Annotated in this window: 15 protein-coding genes; 9 read left to right on the forward strand and 6 right to left on the reverse strand. The window is 61.6% G+C overall.

The window, feature by feature from the left end:
• The first annotated feature begins 488 nt into the window (after window positions 1–488).
• The 4 genes from LAN61_06145 to pruA all read left to right on the forward strand — a co-directional run bounded on the left by LAN61_06145 (window position 489) and on the right by pruA (window position 4,868).
• Window positions 489–1,310, forward strand: coding sequence for a hypothetical protein (locus LAN61_06145; protein MBZ5540088.1), 822 nt, complete (start codon window positions 489–491; stop codon window positions 1,308–1,310).
• 17 nt (window positions 1,311–1,327) lie between these two features.
• A complete protein-coding gene (locus LAN61_06150; protein ID MBZ5540089.1) occupies window positions 1,328–1,966 on the forward strand; it encodes a hypothetical protein in 639 nt (212 codons plus the stop codon).
• A gap of 620 nt (window positions 1,967–2,586) precedes the next feature.
• Window positions 2,587–3,114, forward strand: coding sequence for a hypothetical protein (locus LAN61_06155; protein MBZ5540090.1), 528 nt, complete (start codon window positions 2,587–2,589; stop codon window positions 3,112–3,114).
• Window positions 3,115–3,296: 182 nt separating this feature from the next.
• On the forward strand, window positions 3,297–4,868 hold the full coding sequence (gene pruA, locus LAN61_06160) for an L-glutamate gamma-semialdehyde dehydrogenase (protein ID MBZ5540091.1): 1,572 nt from the start codon (window positions 3,297–3,299) through the stop codon (window positions 4,866–4,868).
• Between the two features lie 30 nt (window positions 4,869–4,898).
• Here the strand turns inward: pruA and LAN61_06165 are convergent, their stop codons facing one another.
• The 6 genes from LAN61_06165 to LAN61_06190 all read right to left on the reverse strand — a co-directional run bounded on the left by LAN61_06165 (window position 4,899) and on the right by LAN61_06190 (window position 13,370).
• Window positions 4,899–6,323, reverse strand: coding sequence for an APC family permease (locus tag LAN61_06165; protein ID MBZ5540092.1), 1,425 nt, complete (start codon window positions 6,321–6,323; stop codon window positions 4,899–4,901).
• 93 nt (window positions 6,324–6,416) lie between these two features.
• Window positions 6,417–8,096 (reverse strand): hypothetical protein, encoded by a 1,680-nt coding sequence (locus tag LAN61_06170; protein ID MBZ5540093.1) that lies wholly within the window; start codon window positions 8,094–8,096, stop codon window positions 6,417–6,419.
• Window positions 8,097–8,250: 154 nt separating this feature from the next.
• Window positions 8,251–9,045, reverse strand: coding sequence for a glycosyltransferase family 2 protein (locus tag LAN61_06175; protein ID MBZ5540094.1), 795 nt, complete (start codon window positions 9,043–9,045; stop codon window positions 8,251–8,253).
• Window positions 9,042–9,728: a class I SAM-dependent methyltransferase gene (locus LAN61_06180; protein MBZ5540095.1), complete on the reverse strand. Its 687-nt coding sequence runs from the start codon at window positions 9,726–9,728 to the stop codon at window positions 9,042–9,044. The genes LAN61_06175 and LAN61_06180 overlap by 4 nt, the downstream gene beginning before the upstream one ends.
• Before the next feature lie 188 nt (window positions 9,729–9,916).
• Entirely contained in the window at window positions 9,917–11,596 is a 1,680-nt protein-coding gene (locus LAN61_06185) for a hypothetical protein (protein MBZ5540096.1), read from the reverse strand.
• A gap of 94 nt (window positions 11,597–11,690) precedes the next feature.
• Window positions 11,691–13,370 (reverse strand): hypothetical protein, encoded by a 1,680-nt coding sequence (locus LAN61_06190; protein ID MBZ5540097.1) that lies wholly within the window; start codon window positions 13,368–13,370, stop codon window positions 11,691–11,693.
• Between the two features lie 354 nt (window positions 13,371–13,724).
• Between LAN61_06190 and LAN61_06195 the strand changes: the two genes are divergently transcribed.
• From LAN61_06195 to LAN61_06215, 5 genes are read left to right on the forward strand one after another with little or no spacing between them, the layout of a single operon-like run.
• A complete protein-coding gene (locus tag LAN61_06195; GenBank protein ID MBZ5540098.1) occupies window positions 13,725–14,327 on the forward strand; it encodes a class I SAM-dependent methyltransferase in 603 nt (200 codons plus the stop codon).
• Window positions 14,324–15,334: a glycosyltransferase family 2 protein gene (locus LAN61_06200; GenBank protein MBZ5540099.1), complete on the forward strand. Its 1,011-nt coding sequence runs from the start codon at window positions 14,324–14,326 to the stop codon at window positions 15,332–15,334. The genes LAN61_06195 and LAN61_06200 overlap by 4 nt, the downstream gene beginning before the upstream one ends.
• A gap of 28 nt (window positions 15,335–15,362) precedes the next feature.
• Window positions 15,363–16,109 (forward strand): class I SAM-dependent methyltransferase, encoded by a 747-nt coding sequence (locus LAN61_06205; protein MBZ5540100.1) that lies wholly within the window; start codon window positions 15,363–15,365, stop codon window positions 16,107–16,109.
• A gap of 13 nt (window positions 16,110–16,122) precedes the next feature.
• On the forward strand, window positions 16,123–17,595 hold the full coding sequence (locus tag LAN61_06210) for a glycosyltransferase (protein MBZ5540101.1): 1,473 nt from the start codon (window positions 16,123–16,125) through the stop codon (window positions 17,593–17,595).
• A 5-nt stretch (window positions 17,596–17,600) separates the two neighbouring features.
• On the forward strand, window positions 17,601–18,359 hold the full coding sequence (locus tag LAN61_06215) for a class I SAM-dependent methyltransferase (GenBank protein ID MBZ5540102.1): 759 nt from the start codon (window positions 17,601–17,603) through the stop codon (window positions 18,357–18,359).
• Window positions 18,360–18,398 lie beyond the last annotated feature (39 nt).

Below are 18,398 nucleotides of genomic sequence, written 5' to 3' on the forward strand. Positions count from 1 at the left end.
ACTAATGGTCGTATTTGTTCATAACGTAATCGAGAGCTATTGAAAATGCGAAAGAGTCCACCAACGAAACAGCCTCAGGTCTAGTTGGTATGATCAACAGCGGTTCTGTCCTTTAAAGACAGTTATGTCTGTTGTCAGGCTCTTGGGAATTTTGCAAGGCCGCAAGAAGAAGACCGGGTCTTTGCCAAACGATGGAAATCTCGACATTACTGAGTGCCATTAAGCCCAAGAATCGTACAGACCAATATGTAATCCTCTCAGCAATGTTCGTTCTGAATGCACATAGATCTCCAGTGACCGCAAAAGAGATATCCCACTTACTTAATTTACATCTACGAACGAAGGCGCCTGATAATGTGCCTTCCAGTCTCCGTGCGTACACGGCTTACGCAAGCCCAACGGACCAAGGCCCTCGTCTGCGATGGACTCTAACAGATAAGGGAATCGAACATCTTCGATCATTAAGTGGGCTTAGTCTCTCCAGAACATTGGACGCCGAAAGTTTTAGGTCAGACATCGGCATAATCTGCGCTCTAGAATTTCCGGAGCTCGCAGCAGTGCTTAAAGCATTCGGTGGCAAAAGTGCCTGGAAAGAAGTCGGCGACACTCGCTACACACACGTCTATCGTGAAGGTAGTTTGACTACCGCGGAAGGTACAACTCTGCGAATAGTAGCAACCACTTCCACGTCAATGGGGCTCACCGCAGCTGCAATCGCGACGACTCAACTTGTCCTCCAGTTTCGTCCGCGGCTGGTTGCTATGATTGGGATAGCTGCCGGAACACGGTCTGGTGGTAAGCAGTTCGGCGACATCCTGGTCGCAGACCCGAGCGTTGACTACAACTCTGGAAAAGTTGCTCTCCAGAATGGAATTAGGGAATTTCAGCCAGATCCCTATCCAATTGGGCTTAATCCTCGACTTCGCAGTGTCCTGCAAAAGTACCGCAATGCAAATCAAGTATTCGAAGGAATACGTGGTCGATGGCACGGTGCCAGACCAGCGGAACCTAATCGTCTTCATTTAGGTCCTGTTGGCGCAGCTGACCAGGTTATTGACGATGCGGGGCGCATACTCGAGATTCAAAAGAACTGGAGAAAACTGATCGGTGTAGAGATGGAAACATACGGGGTGTACCGTGCGGTCCACGAGTCACCTGAACCAAAACCACGGGTCGTATCATTCAAGGCGGTATGCGATTTTGCGGCAGAAAAATCAGATTCGTGGCAGGAATACGCCGCCTTTATGGCTGCAGAGTTTGCAAGCGAGTTTTTCAGACAAGAATGGGCCGCCTTATGGCCCACAAATTGAAATGGCGGAGGGCTTAGATGAACAGCAAAAAACAACTGACAAAAAAGAATCCAGAGATCGCCGCAATTGGAATTGTGTACGGAGCAGTTGAGAAACTAACTCACGAGGAAGCCGCCCGAGTCCTGAGCTACGTCTGGGACAAACTGAATCTTAAATCGGCACCCGGTACTGGAAAACTGGAGAAGGACATTGAGGATACATTTGAACCACTACCCAGCGAGAAATCGTCGGAAAGTTCGAAGGTTGAGGAAGGCGGACTCGAGGGTATCAGTCCTGTAGCAAGGAAATGGATGACCCGAAATGGTCTGAAGGCTGAAACGCTTTCTACGATCTTCAGTCTTGGAGGTGATGAGATCGACTTGATTGCTAAAGAGATTCCTGGAAAAAGCAAAAGGGAGAGAATGCATTCGGTTCTACTTTTGAAAGGAATTGCAGCCTACCTTGGAAGTGGTGCAGCTCGGTTCACCCATGAACAGCTCAAGGAGGCATGTTTACACTATAAAGCCTTTGACTCGGCCAATTTTGCCACCTACTTAAAAGACTTCTCGGCAGAGGTGACGGGAGACAAGAGCACCGCATATGTGCTCAGTGCCCGCGGTTTGTCAAGCGCAACAGACATTGTGAAAAACATGCTTGCGTCCAAACACGCGAGTTGAGTAGACGGCCTTACCTTCGAATGCTTTTCTTTTCCGGCGCCAGACCTTCTTCTCTTCCTCTACCAGGCTTTTTCCTCTCGATTTTGTAGAGGCCGGGCTTTAGCCCGGCCTCCTGTTTTCAATGCTTTGGCCGCATGGAAACGGCCGCTGCACTTGTTCTAGCCCTTTTCCCGCACTCTGCTACACGCCATTCGAACGTACTATCACCCACCATTCGAAACTGACTATCCGACAAGGATAGTCATCCTGAGCGAAGCGAAGGATCTCAACGGCAGATGGACGCCAGCCCGTCGAACCGAGATCATTCGAACGTACTATCACCCACTCATTCGAAACTAGTACCACACAGTAATATATTGACGAAGTATAAATACCGTGCTACCATGCCCCGTGACGCTTCCACTTCACCCCTGCGAACCCGCAAATGGTCGCCCGCTCCCCTCCTTACCTCATTATCTCTGTACCTCCTTACTTCCATTTATCTCCTGTATTTCCCATAGCTTACAAACTCTTTGCGCCCACGGCCCCGCAACAACTCCTTTGCAATCAAGCACTCCCGCACTCTTTACCATCACACGGGGGGTGGGGGTGCCCCCCTGCCCCTGTCATCGAGGATCAAAATGAAAAAAGAACACTCCAAATCCAGCTCCGCCAACGACTCCCGCTGCCGCCATTTCACTCGCGAAGGCCGCCGCTGCCGCCTGCGCATTCTGAACCCTCATTCCGGTCTCTGCTTTCGACATGCTGGCCTCCAGAATAAGCAGGCCGATGCCGCCGACAGCGACCTCACCGCTGCCTTCTCCGGCCTGCTCAGCGGCTTCAAGTCCGCCGCCCAGATCAACGACTTCCTCTCCAAACTCGTGGTCCTCCTCGCCCAGAACCGCATCTCCTCGCGCCGCGCCGCCGTCCTCGCCTACATCAATCAACTCCTCCTCCGCACCCTTCCGGCCATCGAGCAGGAATGCGACCTCCAGTCGCCCGAGGACGCCTCCACTCCCGTCATCGTCATGGATGTTGCCCGCCCAACCCGCCCGCCCTCGATAGATCGGGGCCCGCAGTCCGGCCATGCCCCAGCCATGCCCCGGCCACGCCCCGGACAGCCGTCGGGGACAGCAGTCGGGGACAGCAGTCGGGGCCAGCCCTCATGACCCCCGCCGCCCACCTCCGGCTTGCAACTTGTAGGGGCACGATACATCGTGCCCGTTCTTGGGGTTTACGCGGATCCCGCCCATTTTGGCGCTCGATTCCCCTAGGCGCCTGCCCCATCCTTGTCCCTGGCTCGTCCCCCGCAGTACAATTAGCCGTTTGTTCGATCAGGAGGAAACCCGCCATGGCCACCACCGAAACAAAACTCAACATCCCGGAATTCACCAACGAACCCTTCATCGACTATTCCAAACCGGAAAGCCGCAAAGCCATGGAAGCGGCCCTGAAAAAGGTCGCCGCCGAATTCACCCGCGAGTACCCCATGTACATCGCCGGAAAGCCGGTCACCACCTCCGAAAAGCGCACCTCCACCAATCCCTCGCACCCCGCGCAGGTCGTCGGCACCTTCCAGGTGGCCACCGTGGACCACGTCAACCAGGCCGTGGAAGCCGCCAACAAGTATTTTCAAACCTGGAAGCATGTGCCCGTCGAGCAGCGTGTCCAGTGCCTCTTTCGCGCCGCCGAAATCCTCCGCAGCCGCAAATTCGAGATGAATGCTCTGGTCTGCTACGAAGTGGGCAAATCCTGGATCGAAGCCGACGCCGACACCGCCGAAACCATCGATTTCTGCGAATTCTACGGCCGCGAGATGCTCCGCGTCGCCGGACACCACAAGCTCGTGCCCATGAAGGGCGAAAAGAACTACCTGGAATACATTCCGCTCGGCGTTGGCGCCGTCATTCCCCCGTGGAATTTCCCCTGCGCCATCATGGCCGGCCTGGTCGTCGCCGGTCTGGTGACCGGCAACACCATCGTGCTCAAGCCCGCCAGCGATTCTCCGGCGGTGGCCGCCAAGTTCCTGGAAATCCTGCACGAGGCCGGCGTCCCCAGGGAGGCCGTGCAATTCCTCACCGGCCCCGGCGGCAGCATGGGCGATGCCCTGGTCTCGCACCCCAAGATTCGCTACATCGGTTTCACCGGCTCCATGGAAGTCGGCTTGCGCATTCACGAGCTGGCCAGCAAGAAGCAGCCCGGGCAGGTCTGGATCAAGCGCACCGTGCTGGAAATGGGCGGCAAGGACGCCACCATCGTGGATGAGGAAGCGGATCTGGAATCCGCCGTCGAGGGCGTCGTGCAGGCCACGTTCGGCTATTCCGGCCAGAAGTGCTCGGCCTGCTCCCGCGCCATCGTTTCCGAAAAGATCTACGACGCCTTTTTGGTCAAGCTCGTCGCGCGCACCAACAGGATCACCACCGGCCCCGCCGAGGACCCCAACAACTACATGGGCCCGGTGGTCAGCAAAGGCGCGATGAAGACCATCCTCGATTACATCGAGATCGGCAAGAAGGAAGGGAAGCTGCTCACTGGCGGCGGGCGCGCTCCCGGCGACGGCTACTTCGTGCAGCCCACCATCATCGCCGATGTGGCCCCCACGGCGCGCATCGCTCAGGAAGAGATCTTCGGCCCGGTCCTCACGGTCATCAAGGCCCGCGACTTCGACCACGCCCTCGAGATCGCCAACGGCACGCAGTTCGGCCTCACCGGCGCGGTCTACTCCAAGAACCCCGCGAAGCTCGCCAAGGCCGCCGGCGTCTTCCACGTCGGCAATCTCTACCTCAACCGCAAGTGCACCGGCGCCATGGTCGGCGCGCACCCCTTCGGCGGCTTCAACATGTCCGGCACCGATTCCAAGACTGGCGGGAAAGACTACGTCATGCTCTTCCTGCAGGCCAAAGCCGTCGCCGAGAAAATCTGAGGAGCGTGCAGCGATTCGATAAGCGTTGAATTAGGCTGCGTTCCGGGCAGCGCGCTGCGCCGCCCACTTCAGCGCGCGAAACACCGGATAACTCGCCGCCAGCGCCAGCAGTGTCAGCCTGCTGTTGTCCATGTCTTCCTTGAGGACTCCCAGCAGAAACAGCACCGACCCCGCGAGCGCCGCGCCCGTCGTCCACGGATAGCCCCAGGCGCGGTATGGCCGCTTCATCTCCGGCTCGCGCCTCCGCAGCACGAACAGGGAAACGAACGACAGCGTGTAATTGGTGACGAAGAAAAACGCCAGCATCGCAATCACCCGCTGGAAACTGAAGACCGCGAAGATCACGCCGACGGCTGCGCTCAGCGCCAGCGCCAGCGTGGGCGTTCCGCCTTTGTTCACGTTGGCGACCGGGCGGAAGAAGAGACCGTCGCTGCTCATGGCATGGATGATGCGCGTGCCCATCAGGTGCAGCGCATTGAGGCTGCTGAGCAGCGAGAAGACCATGATCGCGCGGATGATGGTATCCCCGTGGGGGCCGAAGACGCGCTGCGCCGCCGCGCCCAGCGCGAAATTGTTCCCCGCAATCTCGCTCATCGGCAGGACGAAAACCACCGCGGCATTCAGCAGCAGGTAGATCCCCAGCAGCGACACCACGCTCCCGTAGATCGCGCGGGGAACATCGCGGCCCGGGTCGCGCACCTCGGCGCCGAAATAGATGACGCCGTCCCAGCCGTCGAAAGTGTAGATGGTCGCCTGCAGCCCCAGCACGAAGCCGAGGAAGAGCTTCCAGCCCACGGGCTGGATGATGGCATGCCCGGTGGACCACCCGCCATGGCCCATGACGAAACAGGCGGCGACCACGGCCAGGAACGCCAGGGCCTTGAGCAGGGAGCTGACATTCTGAATGAGGCTGCCGAGGCGCAGGCTGCGGTACTGCAGCAGGGCAAAGAGTATAATTACGAATACGGCTATAACTTTATCGTAAATATGTTCGGTGGGGAAGTGCCCGAAAGAGCGGCCGATGGCGGCTCTGGCGGCCTGGTCGTAGCGGTGCAAGACCGGGAAGAGGTCGCCGGAATACTCGCCGATGACCAGGCCCACGGCGGCATTGGTGCCGCAGGTGGAGAGCCAGTCGCTCCAGCCGACGATGAAGCCGGCGTATTCGCCCAGGGCGCGCCGCGAATAATTGTACTGGCCGCCGCTGCGCGGGACGGCGGCGCCCAGCTCCGCGAGCTGCGCCGCGCCGAGCAGCGCGTAGACCGCCCCGCCCACCCAGACGCCCAGGAAGAGCCAGACATTCGGAAGAATAGTGGCGATGTCGCCCGGGGTGCGCACGATGCCCGCGGCGATGGCATTGCCGACGGCGACGGCGACGCCGAAGCCCACACCCAAAATTTGCAGCAGGCGGCCGCGGGATGGCGGGGAGGAGGCGCGTGCGCCGGATTCGGTGGTCAAGAGTTTCTGCTCACGGGCGGCTCGAAAGAGCGGCCATCATAACCGCCGGGAAAGAAATTGCAAACCGGAAAGCGCGGCGGCGGGGGGAGCTCCTCAAGGGCGCCCGAGCGGGGGAGAAGACGCGGAAGGTCTCGCGAAGGGAGTGATGCCCTCGGGATCGACTTCGGGCTGAACGAGCCAGACCTGGCGGTCGCGGAAATACTCGAGTAGTTTGCGGTTCTGCTCCGGCCCCATATCGCGGGCCCAGACCACTTTCGAGGCGTCGATGTCCGCGGCGTTATAGACCCATTCCTCGTGAATATTGTGCAGCTTTCCGTAGCGCACCAGAACGAGTTGTTTTCCCGGCAGGCGCTGGAGCTTTGCGGAAACGCGAGCGCGGCGCCAATTGCCCATGTTGCCGTTCCAGTCCCAGGCGTAGGGATCCGCGATGCGCTGATAAAGGCCCGAGCCCACGGTGAACAGCAGGAGCAGGATGATCAGGCGCGAAAGGCCCAGGCCGGCCCGACGCCCCGCGAAGCGCATGGTGCGCAAGTGCCGCAAGCACTGGAGCAGCAGGGCATAGAGCACGCAGGCCAGCGGGGCCGAATAGTGCGGCAGGGACCAGACCACGGCGAAGAGCCCCAGGGCACTGAGCAGAAAGGTCACGAGCAGCAGGCGCATGCGGCGGTCGCGGAACAGGAGGGGCAGGCAGAAAAGCAGGGGGAACGCGCCGGGCCAAAAATATACCTCCGCGTAATTTTCCAGTTTTTCCCGGGAGACGGAGATTACGCCATCCCACGTTCTGGAGTACTGGCCGCGGGCCCAGATGTTGTAGAAGTACTCCATCTGGGGATTGTGGTAATGCAGCGGGGGGTTCCGCGGCTGCCAGAGGAAAAGGCCGGTGGTGTGATAGGTGCGTGTGTTCAGCACGTGGGGCATCAGCAGGGCATTTCCCGTCAGTCTCCAGTTGTAATAGGCGATGAACCCCGCCAGGAGAACGAGCAGCAGCGCCAGCGGCGCGACGACCCGGCGGAAGGTCACGCGCAGGGGTGGCGAGGAGCGGCCTCCCAGCCAGAACAAGAGAACAGCCGCGGCCGGCAGGCACAGGATCAGCCCTTCGAGCGGCCGGCTGTTGGCCAGGATCGCGACTCCCAAACCGAGCAGCAAGGCGTCGCGCAGCAAATGTTTGCGGAGGATCCGCGGCAGCGCCCCCAGGACCAGCGCGCCCCCGGCCGCGGCCACCGCGCCGCCCCAGTAGCTGTTCACCCAGTAGCTGATGAGCCCCAGCTTGAGGACGGCGATCACGCCGCCGAGCAATGCCCAGCGCGCCGGCAGCCAGGCCTGCAGCATCCAGGTGATCGCAGCGCACATGGCGGCCACGCTGAGGAGCACCCCGATCCAGGGATGTCCCAAAAGCTGGCCGGCGGCCAGCGCGAAACTCTGCGCCGGCGGAAACATGCCCGAATAGGTGGGGAACCAATTGACGTGGAAGGTTTCGAAACTCAGCCACAGGGGATGCGGGGGATTGGCGAGGCGGCCGTGAACGAAGGTGTCGGCCTGCAACAGATAGGCAAATTCGTCGTGGTTGCCCGGGACCGGCACAGGAATCACGGGCAGAAGCGACAGCCGCAACACGACAGCCGCAAAAAAGATCAGGGCGACCGCGGCCGTTCGCCGGGCGGCCATCCTGGAAAAGCAAGTTTCGATGAACCGAAACCAGCGGTCACCGATCCGCGGCACGAGCCCTGCGAAGACCAGCAACGCCGCCAGGACCAGCCAGGACAAGCTGTCCAATGGGACTCTCCTTTCGGGCCCGGGGAGTCGAGTCACCGCGGCTCAATGCCAACGGCGGCTTTCCGCCTCCCGGTGCTTCCGAAATGCTCCATTGTGCACGGGAGAGCCCCGCGATTCCAACAAAACCGGCGCTCCGTACTTCCGGAGCGGAACGCTAGGTTTGGCGGATATGGGTGGGCGCGGATTCCTTGGGAAGGGAAGCGTAGCGCGCGCGGAGACTCTGGAATTGCCTGCTGCGAAGGATTCCGAAACGGTGGAGCGAGTAGCGGCCCAGCAGCACGAGAATCTTGAGGCCATACACCGCGCTCTGAAAGAAGCTTGCGGACGACGCTTCGGCGAAGTAGCGCACGGGAACGGCTATCTCCGCCAGCCGAAAACGAGCCAATACGGCCTGGGCGATGATCTCCTGATCGAAGACGAAACCATCCGAGTTCATGGCGAAATTGACGGTTTCCAGGACCTCGCGGCGAAAAGCCCGGTATCCGGTGTGATATTCGCTGTGATGCAGGCGGAAGGCCATGTTTTCGAGAGCCGTCAAGAAGCGGTTGGACACGTATTTCCACCAGGGCATTCCCTGGCGAATCGCAGAGCCCTGTTTGAGGCGGGAGCCCAGAACGAGATCGGCTTCCCCCTGGAGGATGGGTGCGATGATCTGCGGCACCAGCGTGGGGTCATATTGATAGTCGGGGTGAACCATGACCACCACTTCCGCGCCGGCCTTCAGCGCTTCGGTGTAGCAGGTTTTCTGGTTGGCCCCGTAACCGTAGTTGCGGTCGTGCACGAAGATCTGCAAATTCAACTGGCGCGCAATCTCCAGGGTGGCGTCGGTGGACCCATCGTCCACCAGAATGACCAGGTGGACCGCCTCTTTGGGCAGCTTCTCGTAGGTCATGCGCAGGGTGCGGCCGGCGTTGTAGGCGGGCATCACGACGACGACTTTGGGAATCATCGAGCCTCCCTTTTTTGCGCCACAGCCACGAATTGATAGGCGAGAAGAGATTTGCAGGCTCGCGCTGCGGCGGCGTTCAGGGCATGCAGGGCACGGAAGATGCGGCCCTGGAAGCGCTCGGGAACCACCAGGGGGAGCGGCACGGGAGTGGGCAGCAGCCGGACAATGCGGAGTCCGGCGTCGAGAAGAAATTGGCGAAAGGAGGCCAGGGTAAAAAATCGCAGGTGGGTGCGGTCCAGAATCCCGCGATCCGCATAGTCGAACTTGCCCCAAAGCAGCTGCAGACGAATCCAGAGGTGGGCGACATTGGGAACGGAGACGATGGCGATGCCGCCGCTCGCGAGATGTTCGTTCAGGGTCCGCAGGACGCGCAGGGGATCTTTCAAGTGTTCGAGAACATCCCCATAAATAATCACATCAAACAGACCGTCCAGTTGCGGCAGGGGCGCGTCGAGGTCCGCCAAATGCAGGGCAGCGCACTTGGTTCTGGCGATCGCGGCCAGGGAAGGATCCCCCTCGAGGGCGGTGACTTCAAAGCCGCGGGCGGTGAGCAATTCCGCCAAATAGCCGTGAGCTGCGCCCACGTCGAGCACCCGCCGCCCCTGGCCCGCACCCAGATAGGAGAGAATGACGGAGTGGCTGGAATAGGGGTCGCTCTTCAGCTGATAAGGGCTGTTGGCCATGAAGGAGTAAACCGCTTGAGATTGGCATTTTGCCGTGGCCACGTCAGGGACAGTGTATCCCACCCCGCAAAGGAAGGAGGGGAAGCATCTGTGCAGGTGTCAAACTCCTTACTCTCCCGTTGCGGAGAGCGCGGCGGGTCTTTGGGGAGCAGGGCGGCTGGGAAAACGGCCCTGGCTGGGGAGGCGATTCAAGGTTTCGGGGCGGCGGCGGCCGTTGCCTGGGCCGGGGTGTATGGAGTGAGCTTGCCGGGAGCGTCTTCGGGCTGCACGAGCCAGGCCTGACGGTCATGGAAATAGGCAAGCAGCTTCTGATTTTGCCGGTCGTCCAGTTCGCGGGCCCAGACCACTTTTGAACCGTCGATGTCCGCGCCGTTATAGACCCATTCCTCGTGAATATTGTGAAGCCTTCCGTAGCGCACCACGGCAAGTTGTTTTCCCGGCATGCGCTGGAGCATTGCAGAAACGGCAGCGCGCCGCCAATTGCCCATGTTGCCGTTCCAGTTCCAGGCGTAGGGATATTCCATGCGGTGGTAGAAGCCCAAGCCCACGGTGAACAGCAGGAGCAGGATGATCAGGCGCGAAAGACCGATGCCGACCCGGCGCCCCGCGAAGCGCATGGTGCGCAAGTGCCGCAGGCTCTGCAGCAGCACGGCATACAGGACACAGACCGCCGGGGCCGCATAGTGCGGCAGGGACCAGGCCACCGCGAAAAGCGCCGCGGAGCTGAGCAGCAGCGTGGCCAGCAGCAGGCGCATGCGGCGATCGCGAAAGACCAGCGGGATGCAGAACCACAAGGGAAACGCGCCGGCCCACAGAAAAGTTGCGGAGCAGTTGTCGATCGTTTCTCCCCAGACGCGGATGGCCGCATCCCAGGAGCGCGTATAGTGAGCGCGAACCCAGACGTTGTAGTAGAAGTCCAATTGCCGATTGCGGAAGTGGAAGGGCGGACCATTCTTTTGCCAGACGAAAAGAGCGGTGTTGACCGTGCGCCGCCAGTTCCAGAGGTGCGGCATAAGCAGGGGGTTCCCCGTCAACCGCCAGTCGTAGTACAGGATGAACGCGCCGGTCAGCACCAGAATAATGGCCACGGGGGCGAGCACCCGCTGGAATTTTACACGCCGGGGCACCAGCGAACTTCTCCACAGCCAGAACAGAATAGTGACGGCGGCGGGCAGGGAGAAGATCAGCCCCTCCATCGGGCGGCTGTTGGCCAGGACCGCCACTCCCAACCCCAGCAGCATGGCGTCGCGCAGCCGCGCCTGGCGCTGGATGCGCACCAGCGCGCCCAACACCAGCGCGCCCGCTCCGGCCGCCACCGAGCCGCCCCAATAACTGTTCATCCAGTAGCTGATGAGCCCCAGCTTGAGGAGCGCGATCACGCCGCCGAGCAGGGCCCAGCGCGCCGGCAGCCATCCCTGGAGCATCCAGGTGATGGCGGCAAGCATCGCCGCCGTGCTCAGCAGCACGCCGATCCACGGATGGCCCAAGAGCTGGCCGACAGCCAGCACAAAACTTTGCGCCGGCGGAAACATACCCGAATAAGTGGGGAACCAATTGACGTGGAAGGTTTCAAAACTCAGCCACAGGGGATGCGGGGGATTGGCGAGGCGGCCGTGGGCGAAGGTGTCGGCCTGCAACAGATAGGCGAATTCGTCGTGGATGCCCGGGACCGGCACGGGGATCACCGGCAGGAGCGACAGCCGCAGCACGATAGCCGCAAAAAAGATCAGCACGACCACGAACGTGCGCCGCGCCGCCAGCCGCGAGAAGGCCGCTTCGATGGGGCGGAACCAGCGCTGGCCCAGGTTCGGCGCCAGCCAGGCCCCTGCCAGTAAAATCGTAAGGATCAACCAGTCCCAATGCTCCAAGATGTTTCTCCTCGCTACCGAGACGGACAGTTTCCGGAAACCCGCGGCGAAGCAAGCCGCGGGAAAGAGGGAAGCCGTCCGCCGCGGAGGCTCCTCATGGTTTTCCCGGCGCCGGCATTTCCGGCGGCGTGTAGGCGCTCAACATGTGGTCCAATTCTTCGGGTTGCACGAGCCAGACTCTGCGGTCATGGAAGTACGCCAGCAGCTTCTGGTTCTGCTGTGGGTCCATTTCCCGCGCCCAGACCACTTTGGAGCCGTCAATGTCGGCGGCGTTGTAGACCCATTCCGAATGAACATAGTGGACCCGGCCGTAACGGACCAGGACCAGATGCTTGCCGGGTGTGTGGTTCAATATCCCGGCGATGCGAGCCCGTTCCAAAATGCCCGTGTCGTTGTTCCAGAATCCGTAGGAAACATTCTGGATTCGGCCGGAGAAGGATATGGCCAGGCTAAGGAGCAGAAGCAGGAATACGGCGCGGGAAAGCCCCCGGCCTACCGGCCGGCCGTGGAAGGAGAAGGTGCGGATGTGCCGCAGGGTCTGGAGCAGCAGGGCGTAGAGGACGCAAAGCGCGGGAGCCTGATAGTGGGGGTAAAACCAGACGACGGGAAAGAATGCCAGGATAGAAACAGCAAGTTCCACGAGGAGCAGGCGTTTGTGGCGGTCTCCGAAGGTGAGCGGCAGACAGCAAAGAAGGGGAACCGCGCCGAGCCAAAGAAAGACCTCGTTGTAGAGCTTGATCTTGTTGGCGGTGATGCGCTTCAGATCATTCCAGGTGCCCTGATAATAGTTGCGAAAGAACAGGTTGTAGGCGACTTCAAACTGATGATTGCGGTAGTGCAGGGGAGGTTTCGTCTGATCCCAGATGAACTCCCCGGTGGAACGATAGGTGCGGTTGTTCAACACGTGGGGCATCAGCAAGGCATCGCCGGTCAGGCGCCAGTTGTAGTAAGCGATGAAGGCGCCGGTGAGCGCCAGGCAGGCGGCCAGCGGCAACACAATGCGGCGGAGCTTCACGTCCCAGGGGAGGGAAGAGCGGCGATTGAGCCAAAGGAGAAAGGCTCCCGCTGCGGGCACACAAAACACGAGACCCTCATAGGGCCGGCTATTGGCCAGAATGGCCACGCCCAGACCGAGCAGCAGGGCGTCGCGCGTCCGCGGCCGCGGCCGCCGCAAGATGCGTGCCAGCGCCCCGAGGACCAGCGCGCCTCCGGCCGCGGCCACAGCGCCGCCCCAGTAGCTGTTCATCCAGTAGCTGATGAGTCCGAACTTGAGGACGGCGATGACGCCCCCGAGAAAGGCCCAGCGCGCAGGAATCCAGGCCTGGAGCATCCACACGAGGGCCGCGCACATGGCGGCGACGCTCAACAAAACGCCGATCCACGGGTGGCCCAGAAGCTGGCCCAGCATGAGCACGAAACCCTGGGCGGGCGGGTACATCGAGGAATAGGTGGGAAACATGTTGATGTGAAAGGATTCGAAGCTGACCCACAGGGGAGGAGTGGGGTTGGCGAGCCGTCCGTGGGCGAAGGTATCGCCCATCAACAGGTAGCTGAATTCATCGGCAATGCCGGGTGCGGGGACGGGCATCAGCGGGAGGAGCGCGAGGCGCAGAGCAATGGTGGAGAAGAAGATCAGCGCAACCGCAGCCGTGCGGCGCGCGGCGATTCGCGAAAAGAAAGTTTCCAGCGCGTGGAACCAGCGTTCTCCGAGGTGCGGCGCAAGCCAGCCGAAGGCCAGCACGACCGCCATGATCAGCCAGTCCCAGTGCGGCACTCTGCCTCTCCTTGCACGGCGGGGCGTGGAGCGTCTCGCGCGCGCGGCGTAGCTTGCCGATGCGGTGTCCTATTTTTCCGTTGAAGCACAGCGCTTGTCCATCTCCGAACGGACGGGAGTTTCCTCCCCGAAAACCCGAAGCCCTGCGAAGGCGGCAGCGCGCGCCCCGAGGCATACGCTGAACAGAGAAAAACATCAGGCGTATTCCCTTCGCCGTGCAGGCGTGGTGCAATAGGTTCCGGAGGCTGTGGCGTTGGAAACCAAAACTGCCTTGGGAAAGACCACGGGGAATACCGCCCCGGCGCATTTCCTTTCGGTGCAGCGGAGCGGCTGGTTCGAGATAGGCTGGCGGCCATGAGCCTGCTGAACTATCTGCTGGAACAGACTGCGGTGTACAGCCTGTGGCAGGCGCCCTTCGCGGCGGAAAAACTGGCGCCTGTGCTGGCGCACAACGATATCCGGCAGGCGCGGCGCGTGCTGGATGTGGGCTGCGGCCCGGGTACCAACACGCACCTGTTCGGGCACGCCGATTACCTGGGCATGGACATCAATCCTGGGTACATCGAACACGCGCGCCGCAAACACAACCGCCGCTACGTGGTGGCCGACGTGACGACGTACGAAGACGCCGCCGGCGGGGAGTTCGACTTCATCCTGATCAACAGCTTTCTGCACCACATCGATACGCCTTCCGCGCACAGGATTCTGGAGCGTCTGCGCTCCTGGCTGTCCCCGGACGGGCACATGCACATTCTCGAACTGGTGGCACCGGGCGACCGTTCGATTGCGCAACTCCTCGCCAATTGCGACCGCGGCAAGTACGCGCGGCCGCTGGCCGAATGGCGGGAGCTGTTCGAGGCGCACCTGGACATTGCCGTTTTCGAGCCCTATGCGCTCAGGGCGCTGGGCATCGGGCTCTGGAACATGGTTTATTGCAAGGGAAAGGCCAAGCCATGAATGCCGGATTTCGTCTTTCCGTCGCCATCCCCATTCACAATGAAGAGAGCGTGCTGCCGGAGCTGCTGCGGCGCACGCTGGAGGTGCTCGACAAATTAAGCGGCGGGCCGCACGAGCTGCTCTTCGTAGACGACGGAAGCATGGATGGCACGCTGGGAATTCTGGAAGAAGCGGCGGGGAAAGACGCGCGCATCGTGGTCGTGTCGCTCTCGCGGAACTTCGGTCATCAGGCCGCGCTGACGGCGGCGCTCGATCACGTGACGGGAGACGCCACGGTGGTGATGGACGGAGACCTGCAGGATGTTCCGGAAGTCATTCCGCAACTGGTGCAGCGCTTCCAGGAAGGCTACGACGTGGTCTATGCGCAGCGCACCGGGCGCAAGGAGGTGTGGCCGCTGCGCCTCTGCTACTTCCTCTTTTACCGGATGATGGCCAAGCTTTCGGACATCCGCTTGCCGCTGGACGCCGGGGATTTCGGACTGATGTCGCGGCGCGTGGTGGAGCAGCTGCGGCGCATGCCGGAGCATCATCGCTACCTGCGGGGCATGCGCAGCTGGGCCGGCTTCCGGCAGACCGGGGTGCCCGTGGAGCGTTCCGAGCGCCATTCCGGAAAGAGCAAATACAATCTCTTGCGGCTTCTGCGGCTGGCTTCCGACGGCATCTTCGCCTTCTCCATTGTGCCCATCCGCGCGGCCGCGCTGCTCGGCGCGACGGCGATCGTCATATCTTTCCTCTTTGCGTTTTACGCGCTATTGGCGAAGGCCGTTCTGCACCGCTCTCCGCAGGGCTTTACCGCGCTGATCTTTCTGATGACGTTCCTGTCCGGTGTGATACTGTTTTTTCTCGGGGTGATCGGGGAGTACGTGGGCCGCATCTACGAAGAATCCAAGGGGCGCCCGATTTACATCGTGGAGCGAGTCCTCGGCGGGGTCTCCACACCGCGCGGCGCCGCGGAGGCTGCGGAGCGGCAGCGCATGCTGTCTCCGCCGCACGAGCATCCCCGCTGAGGGACAGCCCGGCAGAGCGAGATTCGGCTTGGATCCAGACTACGGCAGAAAGTACCGCGAACTGTATACCCGGCACTGGTGGTGGCGCGCCCGCGAAGAGGTGATCGTGGAGGCGCTGCGGCGGCGCCTGCGGCCCGCTTCCGGGCACCGCATCCTGGACGTGGGCTGCGGGGACGGACTGTTCTTCGATCGCCTGAGCGAGTTTGGGGAGGTGGAGGGCATCGAACCCGCCGGCGACCTGGTGGATCCGCGGGGGCCGCATCGCGAGCGCATCCGCGTGGCGCCATTTGATTCCACGTTTCAGCCCGGCCGCAGCTATTCGCTGATTCTCATGCTCGACGTGCTCGAGCACCTTGACGCTCCGGAAGAGGCGCTGCGCCATGCGCTCGAGCTGCTGGAGCCGGGGGGGCTGGTGCTGATCACCGTTCCGGCATTCCGGCTGCTGTGGACCAATCACGACCGGCTCAATCAGCACCGTACGCGCTACACTAAGGCGAGCTTCCGGCGGGTCGCGGGCGCGGCAGGGCTGCAGATTCTGGAGTGCCGTTATTTTTTCTTCTGGATGTTTCCCGTGAAGCTGGCCGTGCGCCTGAAGGAAAGCCTCTTTCCCTCCGCGCCGGGAATTCCGAGGCTGCCCCCGCGGTGGCTGAATCGCTGGCTGTACTGTTTTACGCGCGCCGAAGAGAGAGTTCTGCGCGGGCTGGCCATTCCTTTGGGGAATTCGCTGCTGGCCGTTGGAGCGAAGGCCAGCCGGGAGGACGGCCGCCGCAGGTGACCGAGGAGATTTCTTGAGCAAAGCAAGCACCCGAGAATATTTTGAGCGTCTAGCGCCGCGGTGGGAGCAGTGGCAGAAGAAGAACTATTTTTACCACCGCGCCATGCGCCACCTGGTCGGGGGGATGGTGCCGCCGGGGGCGCAGGTGCTGGAACTGGGGAGCGAGACGGGCGAAATGCTGGTTTCCCTGCGGCCCGGCTGCGGCATCGGCCTGAATGTGGCGCCAGCCTTTACCGATCGGGCCCGCGAGAAGTATCCGCAATTGGAGTTTTACACCGTGGAAGTGGACTCCGCAAAATTGCCACGGGAGTTCCAGCCGCAATACGTGGTGATGACCAACATGCTGGACTATGTCTACGATGTCTGGGACATGTTGGAAGACTTGAAGGCGCTGGTCAGCGAACAGACGCTGCTGGTGATCACCACCAACAACCCGCTGTGGGCACCGCTGTTGCGTCTGGCGAGCAAACTGCGCCTGCGCATTCCCGATTCGCCGCGCAATTTCATCACCAACAAGGATATCTGCAGCGTGCTGAATCTGCAGGGTTACGACATTGTGGAGGAAGGGCTGACGCTGCCGGTTCCCAAGCGCATCCCTCTTCTGGGGGCGCTGCTGAACGCCGTGCTGCCGGAATTGCCGGTGCTGCGCTTCACCTCGTCGATCCAGTACATCGCCGCCCGGCCGCGGCTGGCGCGGCCCGCGCTGTCCTGTTCGGTGGTCGTACCCTGCCACAACGAGGCGGAGAATATCGCGGAATGTGTGCGGCGGGTCCCCAACATGGGGGCGTGGACGGAGATCGTGGTGGTCGACGACGGTTCCACGGATGACACCGCCGAAAAAGTGAAGGAGCTGATGGCCGAAGATTCCCGCGTGCGCCTGATTATTCTGGAAAAAAATCAGGGCAAAGCCGGCGCGGTGCGCGCCGGCTTCGAAGCGGCGCGCGGCGATGTGCTGATGATCCTGGACGCGGACATGGCGGTGACCCCGGAGGAATTGCCCAAGTTCCTGACGCCGTTGCAGCAAGGCACGGCGGATTTCGTCAATGGCACGCGGCTCATCTATCCCATGCAGGGCCGGGCCATGAAGATGCTCAATTACCTGGGGAACAAGGCCTTCTGTTATCTGGCGAGCTGGGCCATCCGGCAGCGGGTCAGCGACACCTTGTGCGGGACCAAGGCCTTTCTCAAGCGCGACTACCTGCGCATGCCGCTGGGGGGCAATGAACGCTGGGGCGACTTTGACCTGCTCTTCGGCGCCGCCCGCTTGCGCCTGCGCATCCTGGAAATTCCCGTGCACTATACGGAGCGGCGCGCCGGGGCTTCCAAAATGCGTGCGTTCATCGAAGTGTGGCGATTTCTGTGGGCGTGCCTCTGCGGCTGGCACATGCTGCGTTTTCCGGAGAAGACTCCCTGGGCGCACAGCCAGGCGCCCATCCCGCAGAGCCAGGAATTCCGGCCGGACGCGCAGAGCGCCGGCACGCGCTAAGTTCCATGGCCCAAGACGCCCAAGCGCAGACGATCCTCACGGAGCATCGCCGCGTCTGGCAGGAGAAGGCGGTCCTGCGCCGCATTTATAACGAGGAATTCTTCGCCCGTCTGATCGCCGCGCGCAAGCCGGGCGGCATTTCGCTGGAGATCGGGGGAGGCCCCGGCTATCTCCGCGAGTTGCTTCCGGACATCCTCTCCACCGATATCGTGCGGGTGCCCTGGCTGGACGCGGTGGCCGACGCCCAGAATCTGCCTTTCCGGAGCGGCAGCGCCAGCAATATTCTGGGCCTGGATGTTCTGCATCACCTGGCCGAGCCGATGAAGTTTCTGGAGGAAGCGCAGCGGATTCTCGTTCCCGGGGGGCGTTTGCTTCTGGTGGAGCCCTGGATCACCCCGTTTTCTTATCTCGTGTATCGCTATTTGCATCAGGAGGGGTGCGATCTTGCGGCGCGCCCGTGGGAGAAAACTCCCGGCGCCGGCGCGCAAGAGAAGAAAGCGTTTGACGGCAACCCCGCCATACCTTATCTGCTGTTCGGAACGCGGCATCTGCGGCAAACGCTGGCCGCGCTGCCGGCCTTCCAGCTCCTGCGGAGGGAGCGTTTTTGCCTGTTTGCGTATTTGCTCAGTCTGGGCTTCCAGCGCTGGAACCTGTTGCCGGAATCGCTGTATCCGCTGGTTGCGAGATGCGAACGCGCGACGCTGCCGCTGTGGCGTTCGCTGGCGGCCCTGCGTATTCTGCTGGTTCTGGAAAAGTCCGCCTAGTTCGGGAAGGGTATTCCCTTCGCCGGGCAGGCGTGGTGC

Source organism: Terriglobia bacterium, assembly GCA_020072785.1.
Classification (GTDB): Bacteria; Acidobacteriota; Terriglobia; order Acidiferrales; family UBA7541; genus Acidiferrum.